Origin of the sequence: Pseudomonas urethralis (assembly GCF_021602465.1) — a bacterium.
Taxonomy (GTDB): Bacteria; Pseudomonadota; Gammaproteobacteria; order Pseudomonadales; family Pseudomonadaceae; genus Aquipseudomonas; species Aquipseudomonas vlassakiae.
In genome coordinates, this window is sequence record NZ_BQIJ01000003.1 from 137,603 (window position 1) to 157,960 (window position 20,358).

The 20,358-nt window shown below is 60.8% G+C and carries 21 protein-coding genes; 11 read left to right on the plus strand and 10 right to left on the minus strand.

The annotated features are described in order from the left end of the window. Positions 1-50: 50 nt before the first annotated feature. From L6D64_RS06145 to L6D64_RS06155, 3 genes are read left to right on the plus strand one after another with little or no spacing between them, the layout of a single operon-like run. Complete coding sequence (locus L6D64_RS06145) at positions 51-1,229, plus strand: amino acid ABC transporter permease (protein WP_176508292.1); 1,179 nt, start codon at positions 51-53, stop codon at positions 1,227-1,229. A 10-nt stretch (positions 1,230-1,239) separates the two neighbouring features. Further along, positions 1,240-2,337: an amino acid ABC transporter permease gene (locus L6D64_RS06150; protein WP_176508294.1), complete on the plus strand. Its 1,098-nt coding sequence runs from the start codon at positions 1,240-1,242 to the stop codon at positions 2,335-2,337. A gap of 10 nt (positions 2,338-2,347) precedes the next feature. Beyond that, positions 2,348-3,112, plus strand: a complete 765-nt coding sequence (locus L6D64_RS06155; RefSeq protein WP_176508295.1) for an amino acid ABC transporter ATP-binding protein — start codon at positions 2,348-2,350, stop codon at positions 3,110-3,112. 44 nt (positions 3,113-3,156) lie between these two features. On the opposite strand, the gene algW is transcribed toward L6D64_RS06155, so the two are convergent. After that, complete coding sequence (gene algW / locus L6D64_RS06160; protein WP_099815830.1) at positions 3,157-4,317, minus strand: Do family serine endopeptidase AlgW; 1,161 nt, start codon at positions 4,315-4,317, stop codon at positions 3,157-3,159. A 168-nt stretch (positions 4,318-4,485) separates the two neighbouring features. Here algW and L6D64_RS06165 point away from each other — a divergent pair, with 168 nt between their 5' ends. The 4 genes from L6D64_RS06165 to L6D64_RS06180 all read left to right on the plus strand — a co-directional run bounded on the left by L6D64_RS06165 (position 4,486) and on the right by L6D64_RS06180 (position 9,101). Then, entirely contained in the window at positions 4,486-5,244 is a 759-nt protein-coding gene (locus L6D64_RS06165; RefSeq protein WP_176508296.1) for a Nif3-like dinuclear metal center hexameric protein, read from the plus strand. A 231-nt stretch (positions 5,245-5,475) separates the two neighbouring features. Beyond that, positions 5,476-6,393: a sulfate adenylyltransferase subunit CysD gene (cysD, locus tag L6D64_RS06170; RefSeq protein WP_054884652.1), complete on the plus strand. Its 918-nt coding sequence runs from the start codon at positions 5,476-5,478 to the stop codon at positions 6,391-6,393. Between the two features lie 16 nt (positions 6,394-6,409). Continuing rightward, entirely contained in the window at positions 6,410-8,311 is a 1,902-nt protein-coding gene (gene cysN / locus L6D64_RS06175) for a sulfate adenylyltransferase subunit CysN (RefSeq protein WP_176508297.1), read from the plus strand. 157 nt (positions 8,312-8,468) lie between these two features. Continuing rightward, entirely contained in the window at positions 8,469-9,101 is a 633-nt protein-coding gene (locus tag L6D64_RS06180; protein ID WP_176508298.1) for a hypothetical protein, read from the plus strand. A 35-nt stretch (positions 9,102-9,136) separates the two neighbouring features. On the opposite strand, the gene L6D64_RS06185 is transcribed toward L6D64_RS06180, so the two are convergent. The 7 genes from L6D64_RS06185 to L6D64_RS06215 all read right to left on the minus strand — a co-directional run bounded on the left by L6D64_RS06185 (position 9,137) and on the right by L6D64_RS06215 (position 13,958). Then, positions 9,137-9,805, minus strand: coding sequence for an RES family NAD+ phosphorylase (locus L6D64_RS06185; RefSeq protein ID WP_236192357.1), 669 nt, complete (start codon positions 9,803-9,805; stop codon positions 9,137-9,139). A 63-nt stretch (positions 9,806-9,868) separates the two neighbouring features. Continuing rightward, positions 9,869-10,051 carry a hypothetical protein gene (locus L6D64_RS06190; protein WP_176508299.1) on the minus strand — a complete coding sequence of 61 codons (183 nt, stop codon included), beginning with the start codon at positions 10,049-10,051 and terminating at the stop codon, positions 9,869-9,871. Between the two features lie 38 nt (positions 10,052-10,089). Next, the gene (locus L6D64_RS06195; protein ID WP_176508300.1) at positions 10,090-10,314 is read right to left on the minus strand and encodes a bacteriocin immunity protein; all 225 of its coding nucleotides are present in this window, start codon (positions 10,312-10,314) and stop codon (positions 10,090-10,092) included. Continuing rightward, positions 10,308-10,664 carry an S-type pyocin gene (locus tag L6D64_RS06200; protein ID WP_371870313.1) on the minus strand — a complete coding sequence of 119 codons (357 nt, stop codon included), beginning with the start codon at positions 10,662-10,664 and terminating at the stop codon, positions 10,308-10,310. Before L6D64_RS06200 ends, L6D64_RS06195 begins: the two co-directional genes overlap by 7 nt. Positions 10,665-10,785: 121 nt before the next feature. Beyond that, positions 10,786-11,049: a bacteriocin immunity protein gene (locus L6D64_RS06205; protein WP_085675061.1), complete on the minus strand. Its 264-nt coding sequence runs from the start codon at positions 11,047-11,049 to the stop codon at positions 10,786-10,788. Next, positions 11,046-13,364: an S-type pyocin domain-containing protein gene (locus tag L6D64_RS06210; protein WP_176508302.1), complete on the minus strand. Its 2,319-nt coding sequence runs from the start codon at positions 13,362-13,364 to the stop codon at positions 11,046-11,048. Before L6D64_RS06210 ends, L6D64_RS06205 begins: the two co-directional genes overlap by 4 nt. 114 nt (positions 13,365-13,478) lie before the next feature. After that, the gene (locus L6D64_RS06215; protein WP_176508303.1) at positions 13,479-13,958 is read right to left on the minus strand and encodes an Lrp/AsnC family transcriptional regulator; all 480 of its coding nucleotides are present in this window, start codon (positions 13,956-13,958) and stop codon (positions 13,479-13,481) included. A gap of 127 nt (positions 13,959-14,085) precedes the next feature. Between L6D64_RS06215 and L6D64_RS06220 the strand changes: the two genes are divergently transcribed. Further along, positions 14,086-15,282 (plus strand): methionine gamma-lyase, encoded by a 1,197-nt coding sequence (locus L6D64_RS06220; protein WP_176508304.1) that lies wholly within the window; start codon positions 14,086-14,088, stop codon positions 15,280-15,282. Positions 15,283-15,565: 283 nt separating this feature from the next. Here the strand turns inward: L6D64_RS06220 and L6D64_RS06225 are convergent, their stop codons facing one another. After that, positions 15,566-16,003 carry a Z-ring associated ZapG family protein gene (locus L6D64_RS06225; protein ID WP_027918018.1) on the minus strand — a complete coding sequence of 146 codons (438 nt, stop codon included), beginning with the start codon at positions 16,001-16,003 and terminating at the stop codon, positions 15,566-15,568. A gap of 135 nt (positions 16,004-16,138) precedes the next feature. Here L6D64_RS06225 and L6D64_RS06230 point away from each other — a divergent pair, with 135 nt between their 5' ends. The 3 genes from L6D64_RS06230 (at position 16,139) to zapE (ending at position 19,329) form a co-directional block, all read left to right on the plus strand. Beyond that, positions 16,139-16,774 carry an alpha/beta hydrolase gene (locus tag L6D64_RS06230; RefSeq protein WP_176508305.1) on the plus strand — a complete coding sequence of 212 codons (636 nt, stop codon included), beginning with the start codon at positions 16,139-16,141 and terminating at the stop codon, positions 16,772-16,774. A 25-nt stretch (positions 16,775-16,799) separates the two neighbouring features. After that, positions 16,800-18,149 carry a tryptophan--tRNA ligase gene (locus tag L6D64_RS06235; RefSeq protein WP_176508306.1) on the plus strand — a complete coding sequence of 450 codons (1,350 nt, stop codon included), beginning with the start codon at positions 16,800-16,802 and terminating at the stop codon, positions 18,147-18,149. 85 nt (positions 18,150-18,234) lie between these two features. Beyond that, positions 18,235-19,329 (plus strand): cell division protein ZapE, encoded by a 1,095-nt coding sequence (gene zapE / locus L6D64_RS06240; RefSeq protein WP_176508307.1) that lies wholly within the window; start codon positions 18,235-18,237, stop codon positions 19,327-19,329. 33 nt (positions 19,330-19,362) lie between these two features. On the opposite strand, the gene L6D64_RS06245 is transcribed toward zapE, so the two are convergent. Beyond that, positions 19,363-20,283, minus strand: a complete 921-nt coding sequence (locus L6D64_RS06245; protein ID WP_176508366.1) for a GlxA family transcriptional regulator — start codon at positions 20,281-20,283, stop codon at positions 19,363-19,365. Positions 20,284-20,358 lie beyond the last annotated feature (75 nt).

Genomic DNA, 20,358 nt, shown 5'->3' on the forward strand with positions numbered 1-20,358 from the left:
GGCATCCCGCCGCTGCAGGTTGTTCGGATCCCTATTTTTCGGGGCACTTCATGCAAAATCAAATTGGCGCACCCAAGGGCCTTTCCCTGAACGACCCGCGCGTGCGCGCCTGGTTGTTCCAGCTTGTCACGATCGCCTTTGTGGTGGGGCTGGGCTGGTACCTGTTCCACAATACCCAGACCAACCTGCAACACCGGGGCATTACCTCGGGTTTCGACTTTCTCGAGCGTAGCGCCGGTTTCGGCATCGCCCAGCACCTGATTCCCTATGTGGAGTCCGACAGCTATGCGCGGGTGTTCGTCATCGGCCTGCTCAATACCCTGCTGGTGACGTTCATCGGGGTGATCCTGGCGACCGTCCTCGGCTTCGTCATCGGCGTGGCGCGGTTGTCGCCGAACTGGATGATCAGCAAGCTGGCGACCGTGTATGTGGAAACCTTCCGCAACATTCCGCCGTTGCTGCAGATCCTGTTCTGGTACTTCGCTGTATTCCTGACCCTGCCGGGGCCAAGGGGCAGCATCAACATCGACGACACCTTCTTCATCAGCAACCGTGGCCTGAACATGCCGGGTGCCTCGATGGCCGACGGCTTCTGGCCGTTCGTGGCCGCCCTGGTGCTGGCGCTGATGGCGATCGTGTTGATGGTGCGTTATGCCAACAAACGCTTCGATGCGACCGGCGAGCCGTTCCACAAGTTCTGGGCAGGGCTGGCGCTGTTCATCGCCATTCCAGGCGCCTGCGCGCTGCTGTTCGGCAGCCCGGTGCATTGGGAGGTGCCGCAGCTCAAGGGCTTCAACTTCGTCGGTGGCTGGGTGTTGATCCCCGAACTGCTGGCGCTGACCCTGGCGTTGACCATCTACACGGCGGCGTTCATTGCCGAGATCGTGCGTTCCGGCATTCGTTCGGTGAGCCACGGCCAGACCGAAGCGGCCCACTCGCTTGGCCTTCGCGACGGCCCGACCCTGCGCAAGGTGATCATCCCCCAGGCACTGCGGGTGATTATTCCGCCACTGACCAGCCAGTACCTGAACCTGGCGAAGAACTCGTCACTGGCGGCCGGTATCGGTTACCCGGAGATGGTCTCGCTTTTTGCCGGTACCGTGCTCAACCAGACCGGCCAGGCCATCGAGGTGATCGCGATCACCATGAGTGTCTATCTTGCCATCAGCATCAGCATTTCGCTGCTGATGAACTGGTACAACAAGCGCATCGCGCTGATCGAGCGGTGAGGATACGCCCGTGAATGCTCATGTTTTCAAACCCGACATGCCGCCACCGGTGAAAACCGTCGGCGTGCTCGCATGGATGCGTGCAAACCTGTTCTCCAGCTGGCTAAACACCCTGCTGACCGTGTTCGCCGTGTACCTGGTGTGGCTGATCGTGCCACCGCTGGTGCATTGGGCGTTGATCGACGCCAACTGGGTCGGCACCACCCGCGCCGACTGCACCCAGTCGGGCGCCTGCTGGGTGTTCGTGCAGCAGCGCTTCGGCCAGTTCATGTACGGCTACTACCCGGCCGAGCTGCGCTGGCGTGTCGACCTCACCGTGTGGCTGGCCGTGCTCGGTGCGGCACCGCTGTTCATCAAGCGCTTCCCGCGCAAGGCCTTCTACGGCCTGGGCTTTCTGGTGCTGTATCCGATCATCGCCTACACCCTGCTGCATGGCGGCGTGCTGGGCCTGAGCAATGTCGCCACCAGCCAGTGGGGCGGCCTGATGCTGACCCTGGTGATCGCCACCGTCGGGATCGTCGGCGCCTTGCCACTGGGCATCCTGCTCGCCCTTGGCCGGCGCTCGAAGATGCCGGCGGTGAAGGTGGTCTGCGTGACCTTCATCGAGTTCTGGCGTGGCGTGCCGTTGATCACCGTGCTGTTCATGTCGTCGGTGATGCTGCCGTTGTTCCTGCCGGAAGGCATGAGCTTCGACAAGCTGCTGCGGGCGATGATCGGGGTGATCCTGTTCCAGTCGGCCTATGTCGCCGAGGTGGTCCGCGGAGGCCTGCAGGCCATCCCCAAGGGCCAGTACGAAGCCGCCGCTGCCATGGGCCTGGGCTACTGGCGCTCGATGGGCCTGGTGATTCTGCCGCAGGCGCTCAAGCTGGTGATCCCCGGCATCGTCAACACCTTCATCGCCCTGTTCAAGGACACCAGCCTGGTGATCATCATCGGCCTGTTCGACCTGCTCAACAGCGTCAAGCAAGCCGCTGCTGACCCGGCCTGGCTGGGCATGGCCACCGAGGGCTACGTGTTTGCCGCCCTGGTGTTCTGGATTTTCTGTTTCGGTATGTCCCGCTACTCCATGCACCTGGAGCGCAAGCTGGACACTGGCCACAAGCGTTAGGAGTTTCGAAATGAGTGAAGCGATCAAGCAGCCTGCCGGCCCCGAAGGCATCATCCAGATGCAGGGCGTGAACAAGTGGTACGGCCAGTTCCATGTACTCAAGGACATCAACCTGAACGTGCGCCAGGGCGAGCGCATCGTCCTGTGCGGGCCATCCGGCTCAGGCAAGTCGACCACCATCCGCTGCCTCAACCGCCTGGAAGAACACCAGCAGGGCCGCATCGTGGTCGATGGCGTGGAACTGACCAACGACCTCAAGCAGATCGAAGCCATCCGCCGAGAGGTGGGCATGGTCTTCCAGCATTTCAACCTGTTCCCGCACCTGAGCATTCTGGAAAACTGCACCTTGGCACCGATGTGGGTGCGCAAGATGCCTCGGCGCAAGGCCGAGGAAATCGCCATGCACTACCTTGAGCGGGTACGTATTCCGGAGCAGGCGCACAAGTTCCCAGGGCAGCTCTCGGGTGGCCAGCAGCAGCGTGTGGCGATTGCCCGGGCGCTGTGCATGAAGCCGAAGATCATGCTGTTCGACGAGCCGACCTCGGCGCTGGACCCGGAAATGGTCAAGGAAGTGCTCGACACCATGGTCGGCCTGGCCGAGGACGGCATGACCATGCTCTGTGTGACCCACGAAATGGGCTTTGCCCGCACCGTGGCGAACCGGGTGATCTTCATGGACAGAGGGGAAATCGTCGAGCAGGCGGCGCCGGATGACTTCTTCGACCGCCCGCGCAGTGACCGGACCAGGCTGTTCCTCAGCCAGATCCTGCACTGATACACGCAGTGAAAAAAAGGGGCCGCGCATGCGGCCCCTTTTTCTCAGTTCTCTTCCTTCGCCGGGCTCGGCGCCGGTGGTGGTCGTAGCCCCACCTCGGCAATCAGCTTGAGCTGCTGACCATTGCGCATCACCTCGATGGTGATCTTCTCGGTCGGCTTGATCCGCGCCACCTGGTTCATCGACTTGCGCCCGTCACCGGCCGGTTCACCGTTGATGCTCAGGATCACATCGCCCAACTGCAGCCCGGCCTTCTGCGCCGGGCCGTCGCGGAAGATTCCGGCCACCACGATGCCCGGGCGGCCCTGCATGCCGAACGATTCAGCCAGCTCCTGGCTCAACGGCTGCACTTCGATGCCCAGCCAGCCACGGATCACCTGGCCATGCTCGACGATCGACTTCATCACCTCCAGTGCCAGCTTGATCGGAATGGCGAAGCCGATGCCCTGGGAACCGCCGGACTTGGAGAAAATCGCGGTGTTGATGCCGACCAGGTTGCCATTGGCGTCGACCAGTGCACCCCCGGAGTTACCCGGGTTGATGGCCGCGTCGGTCTGGATGAAGTCTTCGTAGTTGTTCAGGCCCAGCTGGTTGCGGCCGGTGGCACTGATGATGCCCATGGTCACGGTCTGGCCAACGCCGAACGGGTTGCCGATGGCCAGTACCACATCACCGATGTGGATGTTGTCGGAGCGGCCGATGGTGATGGCTGGCAAGTTCTTCAGGTCGATCTTCAGCACCGCCAGGTCGGTTTCCGGGTCGCTGCCGATCACCCGTGCCAGGGTTTCACGGCCGTCTTTCAGGGCCACGACGATCTGGTCGGCGCCGCTGGTGACGTGGTTGTTGGTGAGCAGGTAGCCCTCGGGGCTCATGATCACCGCCGAGCCCAGGCTCGACTCCCAGCGGCGCTGCTTGGGCAGGTTGTCGCCGAAGAAGCGGCGGAACTGTGGGTCTTCGAACAGCGGGTGGGCGGTCTTGTTCACCACCTTGGTGGTGTACAGGTTGACCACGGCCGGGGCGGCGAGGGTCACGGCGTCGGCGTAGGACACCGGGCCCTGCATGATCCGCGTGGTTTGCGGAGCTTGCTGCAGGTTGACGTCCTGGCTGGGCAGACCGACCCACTCCGGGTAGCGCTGGATGATCAGTACGGCGATCAGAATACCGGTAAGCAGGGGCCAGCCAAAGTAACGCAACGCCTTGAACATGAACGAGTCCTGGAAAGAGCGGGGGCCGGTGGCCGCGCAATGGGGCATGAGCGCGCGCGATCATACACCGGTTCCCCCGATGCCGGCGACGGCCCATAATGGCCCGCATTATACGGGCGTTCTTCAGGCGTTGCGCCCGTGAAAAGCGCAGATTTCGAGGAGATTTTCATGGCCGTCGCTCTCAACACCCTGGTCGAGGAAGCCGAACGCTACCTGGGCAGCGCGAAGATCCAGGACTATTGCCCCAATGGCCTGCAGGTCGAGGGCCGGCCACAGGTCAGCCGCATCGTCAGCGGCGTCACCGCCAGCCAGGCCTTGCTGGATGCCGCGGTCGAAGCCGAGGCCGACCTGATCCTGGTACACCATGGCTACTTCTGGAAGGGCGAGAACCCCTGCGTGACCGGGATCCGACAGCGCCGGCTGAAGACCCTGCTCAAGCACGACATCAGCCTGCTGGCGTTTCACCTGCCGCTGGATGTGCACCCTGAAGTCGGCAACAACGTGCAGCTGGCGCGGCAACTGGACATCACGGTCGAAGGCCCGCTGGACCCGGAAAACCCCAAGGTGGTCGGGCTGGTCGGTTCGCTGGCGGAACCGGTGACCGCGCGCGATTTTGCCCGTCGGGTGCAGGAAGTGCTCGGGCGTGAGCCATTGCTGGTTGAAGGTGACGCGATGATCCGCAGGCTGGGCTGGTGCACCGGGGGCGGGCAGGGCTACATCGACACGGCGATCGCTGCGGGAGTTGACCTGTACCTCACGGGCGAGGCGTCCGAACAGACCTATCACAGCGCCCGCGAGAATGGCGTCAGCTTCATTGCTGCCGGGCACCATGCTACCGAGCGCTATGGAGTGCAAGCCCTGGGTGACTACCTGGCGCGGCGCTTTGCCCTCGAGCACCTGTTCATCGATTGCCCGAATCCGATCTGACATCGGTGTCGCCGGCTTCCACAGGTTCGGCGTCAACCTCCAAGGCGGCGCGGTCCCTGTAGGCGCGGGTTTACCCGCGAAGGGCCGGGCCTGCCAGCCCCAAACCCCCAGTCATATCGTTAGACTTTTTCGATCTAGCCCGCCTCCTAAATAGAAGCAGCCGCTGTGATAAAGTGGCTCGCTCGAACACGGCCCGCAGGCCGTCCATAAGATCGTTTTTCGTGAGTAGCCATGGTCGACAAACTGACGCACTTGAAACAGCTGGAGGCGGAAAGCATCCACATCATCCGCGAGGTGGCCGCCGAGTTCGACAACCCGGTGATGCTGTACTCGATCGGCAAGGATTCCGCCGTGATGCTGCACCTGGCGCGCAAGGCCTTCTTCCCGGGCAAGCTGCCGTTCCCGGTGATGCACGTCGACACCCAGTGGAAATTCCAGGAGATGTACCGCTTCCGCGACAAGATGGTCGAGGAAATGGGCCTGGAGCTGATCACCCACGTCAACCCTGAGGGGGTGGCGCAGGGCATCAACCCATTCACCCATGGCAGCTCCAAGCACACCGATATCATGAAGACCCAGGGCCTCAAGCAGGCGCTGGACAAGCATGGTTTCGACGCCGCCTTCGGTGGCGCGCGCCGCGACGAAGAGAAGTCCCGGGCCAAGGAACGCGTGTATTCGTTCCGTGACAGCAAGCACCGCTGGGACCCGAAGAACCAGCGCCCGGAGCTGTGGAACGTCTACAACGGCAAGGTCAACAAGGGCGAGTCGATCCGCGTCTTCCCGCTGTCGAACTGGACCGAGCTGGATATCTGGCAGTACATCTACCTCGAAGGCATCCCGATCGTGCCGCTGTACTTCGCCGCCGAGCGTGAAGTCATCGAAAAGAACGGCACCCTGATCATGATCGACGACGATCGCATCCTCGAGCATCTTTCCGAGGAAGAAAAGGCGCGCATCGTCAAGAAGAAGGTGCGTTTCCGTACCCTCGGCTGCTACCCGCTGACGGGCGCTGTCGAGTCGGAAGCCGAGACGCTCACCGACATCATTCAGGAAATGCTCCTGACGCGCACTTCCGAGCGCCAGGGCCGAGTCATCGACCACGATGGCGCCGGTTCCATGGAAGACAAGAAACGTCAGGGCTACTTCTAATTTTCAGGGTCACTCCATGTCGCACCAATCCGATTTGATCAGCGAAGATATCCTCGCTTATCTGGCTCAGCACGAGCGTAAAGAACTGCTGCGTTTCCTCACCTGCGGTAACGTGGATGACGGCAAGAGCACCCTGATCGGGCGCCTGCTGCACGACTCGAAGATGATCTACGAGGACCACCTCGAGGCCATCACCCGTGATTCGAAGAAAGTCGGCACCACCGGCGAAGAAGTCGACCTGGCGCTGCTGGTAGACGGCTTGCAGGCCGAGCGCGAGCAGGGCATCACCATCGATGTCGCCTATCGCTACTTCTCGACCGCCAAGCGCAAGTTCATCATCGCCGATACCCCGGGCCACGAGCAGTACACCCGCAACATGGCCACCGGCGCGTCCACCTGCGACCTGGCGATCATCCTGGTCGATGCCCGCTACGGCGTGCAGACCCAGACCCGTCGCCACAGCTACATCGCTTCGCTGCTGGGCATCAAGCACATCGTGGTCGCAGTCAACAAGTTGGACCTCAAGGGCTTCGACGAAGGCGTGTTCGAGTCGATCAAGGCCGACTACCTGAAGTTCGCCGAGGCCATCAACCTGAAGCCAAGCAGCCTGCACTTCGTGCCGATGTCGGCGCTCAAGGGCGACAACGTGGTCAACCACAGCGAGCAATCGCCTTGGTACGCCGGCCCGACCTTGATGGAAATCCTCGAGACCGTCGAAGTGTCGGCCGACCGCAACGTCACCGACCTGCGCTTCCCGGTGCAGTACGTCAACCGCCCGAACCTGAACTTCCGCGGCTTCGCTGGCACCATCGCCAGCGGCGTGGTGCACAAGGGTGACGAAGTGGTCGTGCTGCCGTCGGGCAAGAGCAGCCGGGTCAAGTCCATCGTCACCTACGAAGGTGAACTGGAAAACGCCGGCCCGGGCCAGGCCGTGACCCTGACCATGGAAGACGAGATCGACATCTCCCGTGGCGACCTGCTGGTACACGCCGACAACGTACCGCCAGTCACCGACCAGTTCGACGCCATGCTGGTGTGGATGGCCGAGGAGCCGATGCTCCCGGGCAAGAAGTACGACATCAAGCGCGCCACCAGCTATGTGCCGGGCTCGATTGCCAGTATCACCCACAGAGTTGATGTGAACACCCTGGAGCAGGGCGCTGCCAGCGCGCTGCAGTTGAATGAGATCGGCCGCGTCAAGGTTGCCCTGGACGCCGCGATTGCCCTGGACGGTTACGACAGCAACCGCACCACTGGTGCGTTCATCGTCATCGACCGCCTGACCAACGGCACCGTGGGCGCCGGCATGATCATCGCGCCGCCAGTCCTGCCGCACGGCGGCGCCGGGCAGCATGGCAAGCTCGCTCACGTGTCCACCGAAGAGCGCGCCCTGCGTTTCGGCCAGCAGCCGGCCACCGTGCTGTTCAGCGGCCTGTCCGGCGCTGGCAAGAGCACCCTGGCCTATGCCGTTGAGCGCAAGCTGTTCGACATGGGCCGTGCGGTATACGTGCTCGATGGCCAGAACCTGCGCCACGATCTGAACAAGGGCCTGCCACAGGACCGCGCCGGCCGCACCGAGAACTGGCGCCGCGCCGCCCATGTGGCGCGCCAGTTCAACGAAGCTGGCTTGCTGACCCTGGCGGCGTTCGTCGCCCCGGATGCCGAAGGCCGTGAACAGGCCAGGGCGCTGATCGGCAAGGAGCGCCTGGTGACCGTTTACGTTCAGGCCTCGCCGCTGGCGTGCCGTGAGCGTGACCCACAGGGCCTGTACGCAGCCGGTGGCGACAACATCCCGGGTGAAAGCTTCCCGTACGACGTGCCGCTGGATGCTGACCTGGTGATCGATACCCAGAGCACCAGTGTTGAAGAAGGCGTGAAGCAGGTGCTGGATGTGCTGCGGCAGCGTGGCGCGATCTAAGCGTTGATGCTTGTGAAAAACCCCGCTTCGGCGGGGTTTTTTGTTTGTGGGGATTTTCTATGGTTGATTTATATTTTGACTAATTGACAAGTTGACATATTTTTCGCGGCGGCCTAGCCTTTAGACACACGGGCTATTCAGGCCCTGAGGAGGGTCTATGAGTGCGGTCACCCACGATGCCATTCATCCCGCGCTAGCAAGCATCGAGGCTGCCAAGGCTGCATTGCGGGAGCGCTTCGAGGAGCATCTTGCCCGAGCGTCGGCTGCGGTAGTGCTCAAAGCCGTGGCGCTTGCGGACGAGAAGGCTTTTGCTGCGCTCGCCAAGGTCGAGGTTGAGGCGAAACGCAGTATCGCAACGCGCAACCAGGAAGCGGTGGCCAGGATGAAGGCGCGCGCCTTTGAACGGGTAGACAGCCGCTGTGAGCTGCTTGACGCCAAAGCAGCGTGCGAAATCCTGGGCATTACCAAGCAAGCACTGAGTCAGAAGACCAAGGCGGGGAAACTCCTGGCCTACACCAAGACCGGCAATCGCAGAAAGTTTTACCCATCGTTTCAGTTTGCCGAAAACAAGCCAAGGTCAATCGTTGAGGCATTGATGACATCGCTTGATGTTGATCCTGCTGATACGGAAGCAATGAACACGCTCGTTCAGCACTTGGTCGGCAGAATGGACTACTCCGATCCAGGTGAGCCGAGCAACGAAGTGCCCCGGTTTGAAATGCTGGATGATCCAGCCGCTCTGGAAATCATCAAGCGTGACTACCGGAATGCGTTGATGGCGGGACAGTGAAGGCGGGCCTCGTGAGAGGTTCGCCTTTTTCGTGCTTACTCCAGTACTACACCCAGACTTTCCAGGAATTCCACAGCCGTCTCGCCATTCAATAGCAGTGCATCCATTACCAGCTGGTGGCTGATCGCCTCGACTTGGCGCCTACGGCCCTCGAACAGCACAAGGTTGCACCCGTCCATTGACCCGGTCACGGTGTAGACCGCTGACTGATAGAGCAGGCCATCGACCTCACCGACATTCATGCATGCCTGGCTGATTTTTTGGGTGAGTGCATATCCCTCTCGCCCCTGTCCCTTGGCCTGGACGATATCGCGCACTTTGTGGTGGGTGGCTCTATTCGCCAATGCGGCCACGTCAACCACGTTCAATACACGCGCCGCCTTGAGTCGATGCAGTGACGTTTGCGCTAGTCGCCAGAGACTTACTGACTGGTTATCAACACCCTGGCCAGGCTGGAAGGACTCGGCCACGGCAACTTCCTCAGTGAGACCGAGGTAATAGACACCGATCTGTTTGGCGGGATCGGCATAGCGGGTGTCGGAGTCTGCTCGGTACTTGACGGGGTTGGCATCGTAAAGGGAAGGCTGGACGCGGTGCAGCACTGTAGCCACAGGTATGTGGCGTATCAGCTCCGGATAACGCCTCAGTGTCTCCAGCACTTGCCTGGCGATTATATTTTCGGGCTGTTTCGCCATGCGACTCATGAAAAGCCTCCGAGCAACTGCCGGGGTGTTAGCAGGTGCCGCCAAATGAATGGAATGAGCTACCTAGCCCTTCTTGTCCTCGATGGACTTGAAGTGCTGGTCATAGTCACTATGGCGTTCGCAACCTTGTTTGTAAGGATCCATGTCGCAGGCGAACTTCTGGTCCTGCAGATTAGGCAAAATGAGGATCCTGCCATCGGCGCAACCGGATAGAAGCAGCATCAATACCCATACAGACTTGTTCATTGCACGTCCTTGAACAGGGGAAGTTCCTTGGATTTTTGTCAGGCGATGATGCGTGCGATCACTGCCACAGCGCAGCCCTCCAATTCGTTTGCTGGGTAGTAGAGGAGGTCAGATCCATCCGGATGTCCGGCCATCTCGATAAAGTGTTCGAGTAAGCGATCCTGCCAGGCGGAGGTACCAGATGCCTGCAGCAATTCCTCAACCACCGTCGTGAATTCGGCGCAGGTGTAGTCGGCAAGGGAGTGTTTTTGGCTGATCACCATTTCACCTCCGATGAAAGCGCGTACTGCAGTGCACTCATGATCCGCATGTTCTCGGCGTCGTACATCGCACCGCCAAAGGCGGGTGGGTCGAGGTGGCAGATTTGATAGTTGCGCACGCCTTTTGCGGTTTCACCAAAAGGCGCCCGGGGTGGCCAGCCTTGCTTGATGCGATTGAGCTGCGAGGTAACGAATTGTTGGGAGTAGATCGGGTCTTCGGCGATTGCCAGCCAGAAGGCATGAGAGAAATCGTCAAAGTTTTCGAAGGTCTGCTCAGCAAGCTTGTTTGCGATGTGCTCGGGGAGCTGAAATGCCATGTCCGCGTTTCTCTCTTGAAGTGATATCGAAATCATGGCTGTGCTTGTTTAGGATGGAAATATTCACCGTGCTACATTGGGTGTAGGTTCTTTTTGAAGAGTTTGTAGGAGTGTTCTCACTCCAAAGGGAGGCACCCCGCCGGAGCGGGGTTTGCATTCAGTTTTCCTTGAATCCAGGTTTTCCGTTAGCTGCACGCCACGCTTTGATAATGCTCAGAACTGCTTCAAGCTCACCTTGCTCATCATTTTCAGGCCAGTAAATCAGGTCTGTACCGCTAGGGTGCTCGGTAACTGCAGAAAAGTGCTCCAGCAATGGATCCAGTATCTCATCTGGCTCCTCGGCATTGGCGCGATAGATTTCCTTTAAAAACTCAATGAACTCCAACTCTGTATAATCGCTGTAGTTGGGCTTGATGCTCATGACTTATCTCCATAATGAATCTTATGATGCGCCGCTGGCGTGACAACCCTTAAATTGTCGATGTCATACACCTCGCCGCCTTCGCTGATTGGCACTACATGATGCAGCTCAAAACTCTTCTTTTTTCCATAAACGTCGGGGTTTCTTGCTCTGGGAGCGTGCCCATTTTCCCGCATGCGAATAATGTTCTGTTTGGAAAACTGCCTTGAGAGCTCGGGATCATTTGCTACGATTTTCCAGAGTTTTTCTCGAAAAGCATCGTAACTCCGAAATTCAATACCTCTAAGCTGATCAGCAATATGTGCCGGTATCGGGGCGCCTTCTCCGCGTGTTGCCTCGCCAAGCCAGAGGCCTGTGACTTGTGCACCGACTCCTGTAGCGATACCTGGCTCATACCTCGGACTCTTGAACACCACCAGGATAGGCGGCAATCCCGAGTCTATCGGGAAGGTGATGATCAGCCGTTCCTGATCCAGCAGATCCAGTGCAGGATAGCTTTCCGTTGTGTTGCTTACAGGGTTGAGGCTGCTGCCGGTGTAAACAATCGTGCCCGGCGGAGCGGGTGGCACGCTAGTGGAGCTACCTTCACCACCTCCGGGCGGGCTGGCGGGTGTCCAGGTCAGGATGCGCTGTGGATTCTCCAGTGCGAGGTTGTATACCTGCCGTTCGGCATCAAATGTTGCGGCCTTTACCGGCACTGCCTTACCGCCGGGAACCACGTACAGGCTGATGTCGTTTGCGTCTTCACTACCAGCAAGTAAATAAGGTACGTCCACGCTTGCTGACGAAAGGGCGAGGGCGGCCAGATCAGGCCCGTCTGGTGGAGAAAGGCTGGAAAGAGGGGTGCTGATCAGGTACCGCCTTTCCGAATTACCCAGCGTTGCAGGCCAGGCTGCGGAAAGTATGGCTACAGCCAAGGGGGCCGTTGTGGTAGCCAATCGACCTATTGCTGCGACGATTGCTCCGCGAATGGCAACCGACGCGACATCCGCAGCAAAGGTCGCCAACCCGATCGGGATGACGGTCGTCGCAGAGGCAGCGGAGTGGGTGTCGTTGATGTAACTGATGCGGTGGCGTGCTGCCTCGGCTTGGCGCCGGGCCGCTTCTTCGGCAGCTATCCGCGCTGCTTCTGCTTGCTGACGTGCAGCCTCCTCGGCAGTTGCACGTTCGGCTGCAAGCCTTGCCTGCAGTTGTTCCATTTCCATCGCACGCTGGGTGAGATTCGCCATTGACGCGCTGAACTGCTGCAAATAGCGAATGGACTCCGTGAGCGCCAGTGCCCGGTGGTAATCCGCCCAAAGCACGCCGGCTCGGCGGTTGGCCTGTTCATCGACGAGGTCCTGTAGTGCCTCGGTTTGAGGCTTGGAAAGTGGGCCGACGATGTTCGGGTTGGAGTCGCTGACAACGGGTACTTCGGCTTGCTTCGCTGCGATCAGCGCATTGGCGGCATTTACATAGGCCGAAAAACGCTGGACGAGAGTATCGGTTTCCTGGGTTGGGGTTGATTGAGCCACTTGGTGCTGCAGGAAGCTGGGCAGGCAGTCGAAGCAGATCTGCTGTTCATGAAGAATTTGCCCATACCGCCGTTCGATGGCTTTGGGAAGGTCTACAGCAGGTTGCGCAATTTCTGCATCGTCGACCTGGCGAGCCATTTCAGGCAATTCCACCGCCAACGCGTGAAACTTCTGCGCCGCGATGTGCAAGCGGTAGGCGGCATCGACAGACGCGTTGAAAGTCTCCCAGACCTGTCGGCCCCATGCCTCGCCAGAAGTGCCTATCGGGAATGCGCCATCGTCGTTCAGCCGGGTGGCGAAGGAGTCGTAGCGCTTGTAAAAGGGAATGGCGCCGTAAAAGCTGGTTGCTACGGGGACAATCTGAAGATACTCGGCGCGCTTCTGTTGCAAGCTCGTCGTGGCAAGCTGCTGGCGTAGCTCCAAATGCGGGACGGGCTGACCCGCGGCTCCCGCGATTGCCTGTTGTTCGATGGCGGCGCGTTCAGCGCTGATTTGCGCGGGAAGTTGCTCAAGAGCGGGTGCATATTGTTCGGCGTGGATATTGGTGACGGCAGTAAACTCCTCGCCAAAAACCGTTCGCCAGCCTTTCTCCTGCGCGAAAGGGCTAGGCCCTCCAGTACCTCGAGGTCGCCCTGCATCCAGCCCCCAGCCGCCATAGCCGGTCCCGGACAACGGGGGCAACGGGCTGAGAGGCACTCGATCCGGTGCTTGCGCGCGCGTCAAGACGCCCTCATTCAGATTCAGCGCACCGCGCGAATCACGAAAGGGTTCACCAAATTTGACGGTTTCATTTTGAGCCATGTAGTCATCCTCCTGGTCGCTACATGGCAAAGCGTGCTCCAGGCAGTTTTTCCTGTATGTCAGGCGCTGCTCGTCAATCGGTAGGAGGATTCCTGCTGACTGTAAAAATCTGTTCTAGATGTGTTTTTCAGCAACAGGAATAACGCGTTTTTCCTTAACCGCCTTGTAAGAAAAACTCGAATAGATCTCCTTCACCCCCGGCAACCGCTGCAGTACTTCCCGGGTAAATTCCCCAAACGACTCCAGGTCCCTCGCCAGAATCTCCAGCAGAAAGTCATACCGTCCAGAAATGTTGTGGCAAGCCACAATCTCGGGAATCTCCATCAGCCGTTGCTCGAACGCCAAAGCCATGTCCTTGGTATGCGAATCCATCATGATGCTGACGAACGCCGTCACCCCGAACCCCAGCGACTTGGGCGACAAGATGGCCTGGTAGCCGGTGATATAGCCGTTGTCTTCCAGCAATTTGACCCGCCGCCAGCACGGCGAGGTGGTCAATGCGACCTGGTCGGCAAGTTCGGAAATGGTCAGGCGGGCGTTGGCCTGCAGGGCGGCAAGCAGGGCGCGGTCGGTGCGGTCGAGGCTTGAAGGCATATTTTGCCCTCCTGGTGCTGTATTTGTTGTTTTCATTCCAAAACAGACGCAAACGCGTGGGCAATTTTGGAAAAGATCAGACAGCTCGGTGGCATAAGCTTATAACAAACCACCAGAGGCTGTTGCCATGCGCGACTCCCATAACAACACCGGTTTTTCCACCCGCGCCATCCATCATGGCTACGACCCGCTTTCCCACGGCGGCGCCCTGGTGCCGCCGGTTTACCAGACTGCGACCTATGCCTTCCCCAGCGTCGAATATGGTGCGGCCTGCTTTGCCGGGGAGGAGGGTGGACACTTCTACAGCCGTATCTCCAACCCGACCCTGGCCTTGCTGGAGCAGCGCATGGCGTCACTGGAAGGGGGCGAGGCGGGCCTGGCGCTGGCGTCGGGCATGGGGGCCATCACCTCGACGTTGTGGACCCTGCTGCGCCCCGGTGATGAGCTGATCGTCGGGCGCACGGTGTATGGCTGTACCTTCGCCTTCATGCACCATGGCATCGGCGAGTTCGGCGTGAAGGTGCGGCATGTCGACCTCAATGACGCCAAGGCACTGAAAGCTGCGATCACCCCAAAAACCCGGATGATCTACTTCGAAACCCCGGCCAACCCGAACATGCAGGTGGTCGATATCCCGGCGGTTGCCGAAGCGGCGCGAGGGCATGACCTGCATATCGTTGTCGACAACACCTATTGCACGCCCTACCTGCAGCGGCCACTGGAGCTGGGGGCCGATCTGGTGGTGCACTCGGCGACCAAGTACCTCAGTGGCCACGGCGACATCACCGCCGGACTGGTGATCGGGCGCAAGGCGCTGGTGGACCGGATTCGCCTGGAAGGCCTCAAGGACATGACGGGGGCAGTGCTGTCACCGCACGATGCCTCACTGTTGATGCGCGGCCTCAAGACGCTCGCGTTGCGCATGGACCGTCACTGTGCGAATGCCCAGCAGGTCGCCGAGTTTCTTGCATGCCAGCCGCAGGTGGAGCTGATCCAGTATCCGGGGCTGCCATCGTTCGCCCAATACGAACTGGCGCAGCGGCAGATGCGCTTGCCGGGCGGGATGATCGCTTTCGAACTCAAGGGTGGGATCGACGCCGGGCGGCGCTTCATGAATGCGCTGCAACTGTTTGCCCGGGCGGTGAGCCTGGGCGATGCCGAATCGCTGGCGCAGCATCCGGCGAGCATGACCCATTCCAGCTATACGCCCGAAGAGCGGGCGCATCACGGCATTTCCGAAGGGCTGGTGCGGTTGTCGGTGGGGCTGGAGGATGTGGAGGATCTGCTGGCGGATATCGAGCAGGCGTTGAGCGCCTGTGCATGATGCATGGTTCGGGAAGCTCTGCCTGATGCCTTGCACTGGCATGCACGAGCACTCTGGCTGGGCTGGTGCAATGACCAGCGTATCCCAGAGGAGTATCACCATGAAAATGTCTGCAAACGACCTCGACCTGATCATCCGCCGCGCTGGCGGTGATGACGATGAGGATGGTCAGTCGTGGCGCAAGCCTTGAGCTGACGGGGCGCCCCGCTGCGGCGGGGTTGCCTGGCATGTTCCGGTCACGCAAGAAAAAGGCCTCTTTCGAGGCCTTTTTCAATTTATCGGTTCAGCGCTTGAGCCCGTAGCTCTCGTCGAGCATGCCCGGTGAGTTCGGCGACTTCGGTGCATAGTCACGTGGCACTTCGGCGGTGTCCTTAGGTGGGGTCAGGCGGTCACGCGGCCCCTGGGTGCCCTCGGAGTGCAGGGCGGCCAGCAGGCGCTGGCGGGTCAGCTCGTCGAGCGCCAGGTGGTTGGCACCGTCGGCCAGGTGATCCTGCACGTCCTGGTAGCTCTGAGTCAGTTTCTTGACCAGTACCGCAGTGCTGTTGAAGTGGGTGACCACCTGGTTCTGATAGCTGTCGAAGCGCTGCTGGATATCATCCAGCTGACGCTGGGTGCTGCTGGGCGCTGCATTGGGCAACAGGCGGGCCACGATGAAACCGACCGCCACACCGATGACCAGGGCCAGGGTTGGCAACAACCAAACAAGGAGCGAGAGTTCCACGAGTCCTTCCTCTATAAACGGCTTTGCTTTACGTTAACGGCTCAGACCTGCGCTGTATACCGCGAGCGATCGCAAATCAGAACAGAATTCCTCACCTAGACGAATCGACCCCCTTCGAGGTCACGGAGTAGTGCCTTGCTTGTCCGCGAAACCCCCTTGTTCATCGATGGCCCGATCGGCCAGCTGGAAGCCTTGTACCTGGACGTGGCCGATGCCCGCGGTGCGGTGTTGATCTGCCACCCCAACCCGGTCCAGGGCGGCACCATGCTCAACAAGGTGGTCTCGACCCTGCAGCGCACCGCCCGCGACGCCGGCTACGTGACCCTGCGCTTCAACTACCGCGGTGTAGGCCAGAGCGCCGGCAGCCATGACATGGGGGCCGGCGAAGTGGCCGATGCCGAGGCCGCCGCAGCGTGGCTGCGCGCGCAACACCGTGAGCTGCCCTTGGTGCTCATGGGCTTCTCGTTCGGTGGCTTCGTCGCCACCAGCCTGGCCGGGCGCCTGGAAGCGCAAGGCGTGGAGCTGCAGCAGCTGTTCATGATCGCCCCGGCGGTAATGCGCCTGACCGCCGACTTCCCGCTGCCGCAGCGCTGCCCGATCGCCGTGGTGCAGCCTGAGGCCGACGAAGTCGTCGATCCGCAGCAGGTTTACGAATGGTCCGACGCACTGGGGCGCCCCCACGAGCTGCTGAAAGTGGCAGAATGCGGACACTTCTTCCATGGCAAGCTGACCGATCTGAAGGATCTGCTGCTGCCGCGCCTTTCGAACTGAGCCAAGCCTGAATAAGCGAACACCCATGACCACGCGCATCCTCACCGGTATCACCACCACCGGCACCCCGCACCTGGGCAACTACGCCGGCGCCATCCGCCCGGCGATCGTCGCCAGCCAGCAGCCGGGTGTCGACTCGTTCTACTTCCTGGCCGACTATCACGCCCTGATCAAGTGTGACGACCCGCTGCGCATCCAGCGTTCGCGCCTGGAAATTGCCGCGACCTGGCTGGCCGGTGGCCTGGATCCCGCCAAGGTGACCTTCTACCGGCAGTCCGACATCCCCGAGATCCCGGAGCTGACCTGGCTGCTGACCTGCGTCGCCGCCAAGGGCCTGCTCAACCGCGCCCACGCCTACAAGGCCTCGGTGGACAAGAACCTCGAAACCGGCGAAGACCCTGATGCCGGCGTGACCATGGGCCTGTACAGCTACCCCGTGCTGATGGCTGCGGACATCCTGATGTTCAACGCCAACAAGGTGCCGGTCGGCCGTGACCAGATCCAGCACGTGGAAATGGCCCGTGACATCGGCCAGCGCTTCAACCACCTGTTCGGCCAGGGCAACGACTTCTTCGCCCTGCCGGAAGCGGTGATCGAGGAGAGCGTGGCGACCCTGCCGGGCCTGGACGGGCGCAAGATGTCCAAGAGCTACGACAACACCATCCCGCTGTTCACCAGCGCCAAGGACATGAAAGACGCCATCTCGCGCATCGTCACTGACTCGCGGGCACCTGGTGAAGCCAAGGACCCGGACAATTCGCACCTGTTCACCCTGTTCCAGGCCTTCTCGACGCCGTCGCAGTGCGCCGAGTTCCGCGAAGAGCTGCTCCAGGGCCTGGGCTGGGGCGAAGCGAAGCAACGCCTGTTCCAGCTGCTCGACGGCCAGCTGGCCGAGAAGCGCGAGCACTACCACCAGCTGATTTCGCGTCCGGCAGACCTGGAGGACATCCTCCTTGCCGGCGCCGCCAAGGCGCGCCAGATCGCCACCCCGTTCCTCGAGCAACTGCGTGAGGCCGTGGGCCTGCGCTCGTTCCGCAGCAGCGTGCAGGCCAGCACCGAAGTGAAGAAAAAAGCCGTCAAGAGCGCGCGCTTCGTCAGCTTCCGTGATGAAGACGGCAGCTTCCGCTTCCGCCTGCTGGCCGCCGATGGCGAGCAACTGCTGCTGTCGCGCAGCTTCGCCGACGGCAAGAGCGCCGGCGCCGTGAGCAAGCAGCTGCAGCAGGGTGGCGACGCCGACGTGCGCGTTGATGGCCTGGGCTTCAGCCTGTGGCTGAACGATGAGCAGGTTGCCGACGGGCCGCAGTTCGACAGTGCCGAAGCCCGTGATTCGGCCATCGAAAGCCTGCGTGTAGCGCTTCAGCCGCAACAAGACTGAGGCATTTCGCCGCAAGTCTGATTGCCATTAAGCGGGCCTGTCGCTACAGTGACGGCCCGTTTTTTGTTGCCTCGCTAACGAAATCATGACGCCCCTAGAACGATATCAAGCAGATCTGAAACGTCCCGACTTCTTCCATGACGCGGCGCAGGAAACTGCGGTACGTCACCTGCAGCGTCTGTACGACGACTTGGTGCGCGCGCAGAACAACAAGCCGGGCGTGTTCGGCAAGCTGTTCGGCAAGAAGGAGCAGACGCCAGTCAAAGGCCTGTACTTCTGGGGTGGGGTAGGGCGTGGCAAGACCTATCTGGTCGACACTTTCTATGAAGCGCTGCCGTTCAAGCAGAAGATGCGCACGCACTTCCACCGATTCATGAAGCGCGTCCATGAGGAAATGAAAACCCTCAAGGGCGAGAAGAACCCGCTGACCATCATCGCCAAGCGCTTCAGCGAAGAAGCCAAAGTGATCTGCTTCGACGAATTCTTCGTGTCCGACATCACCGACGCCATGATCCTCGGCACCTTGATGGAAGAGCTGTTCAAGAACGGCGTCTCGCTGGTGGCGACCTCCAACATCGTCCCGGACGGCCTGTACAAGGACGGCCTGCAGCGCGCACGCTTCCTGCCGGCCATCGCCATGATCAAGCAGTACACCGACGTGGTGAACGTCGACAGCGGCGTCGACTACCGTCTGCGTCACCTGGAGCAGGCCGAGCTTTACCACTTCCCGCTCGATGACGCGGCGCACCAGAGCATGCGCGCAAGCTTCAAGGCGCTGACGCCGGAATGCACCCAGGCCGTCGAGAACGACGTGCTGATGATCGAAAATCGCCCGATCAATGCCCTGCGCACCTGCGACGACGTCGCCTGGTTCGACTTCCGCGCCCTGTGCGACGGGCCGCGCAGCCAGAACGACTACATCGAACTGGGCAAGATCTTCCATGCCGTGTTGCTGAGCAACGTGGAGCAGATGGGCGTCACCACCGACGACATCGCCCGCCGCTTCATCAACATGGTGGACGAGTTCTACGACCGCAACGTCAAGCTGATCATCTCGGCCGAGGTCGAGCTGAAGGACCTGTACACCGGCGGGCGCCTGAGCTTCGAATTCCAGCGGACCCTCAGCCGTTTGCTGGAAATGCAGTCGCACGAATTCCTGGCGCGTGCGCACAAGCCATAAGTAAACAGGGGGCCGCACAGCAGCCCCCTGGCCTCAAGCCTCTTGCATGAATTGTTGCCGATACTGGTTCGGCGACAACTCCGTGTGCTGGCGGAACAGCCGCGCAAAGAAACTCGCATCGTCATAACCGACCTCATAACTGATGGTCTTGATGCTCTTGCGTGTGCTCGACAGCAACCCCTTGGCTGTCTCGATGCGTAACCGTTGCAGGTAGTGCAGCGGTTTGTCACCGGTCGCCCCTTGAAAACGGCGCATGAAGTTGCGGATGCTCATGCCATGGTTGCGAGCCACGTCCTCGAAGCGGAACTTGTCGGCGAAATGCTCCTCCAGCCAGTGCTGGATCTGCAGGATGATCAGGTCCTGGTGCAGCTTCTGGCCGCCGAAGCCCATGCGCCCTGGGGTGTAGTTGCGCTGCACTTCGTAGAGGATGTCGCGGGCCACGGCACGCGCTACATTGGCGCCGCAGAAACGCTCGATCAGGTAGATGTACAGGTCACAGGCTGATGTGGTGCCGCCGGCGCAGTACAGGTTGTCGGCGTCGGTCAGGTGCTTGTCCTGGTTCAGGCGAATCTTCGGGAAGCGCTCGGCGAAACTGTTGAAGAAGCGCCAGTAGGTGGTCGCCTCCTTGCCATCGAGCAGGCCGGATTCGGCCAGCCAGAACACCCCGCTGGCTTCGGCGCAGAGCACGGCGCCGCGGGCGTGCTGTTCGCGCAGCCAAGGCAGTACCTGTGGATAACGTTGCAGGAGGTTGTCGAAATCGTCCCAGAAGGCCGGGAGAATGATGACGTCGGCATCGTCGAGGCCGCCATCGACCGGCAATTGCACATTGCTGAAGCTGTCCACCGGCTGGGCGTCGGGGCTCACCAGGCGAATCTCGAACATGGGCTGCAAGCCCAGGCCCAGCTGCTTGCTGTAGCGCAAGCTGGCGAGGTGGAAGAAATCCTTGGCCTGCATCAGGGTCGAAGCGAACACCTTGTCAATGGCCAGGATGCTGACGCGCCGCAACGACGCGGAGGGTTGGGTAAACAT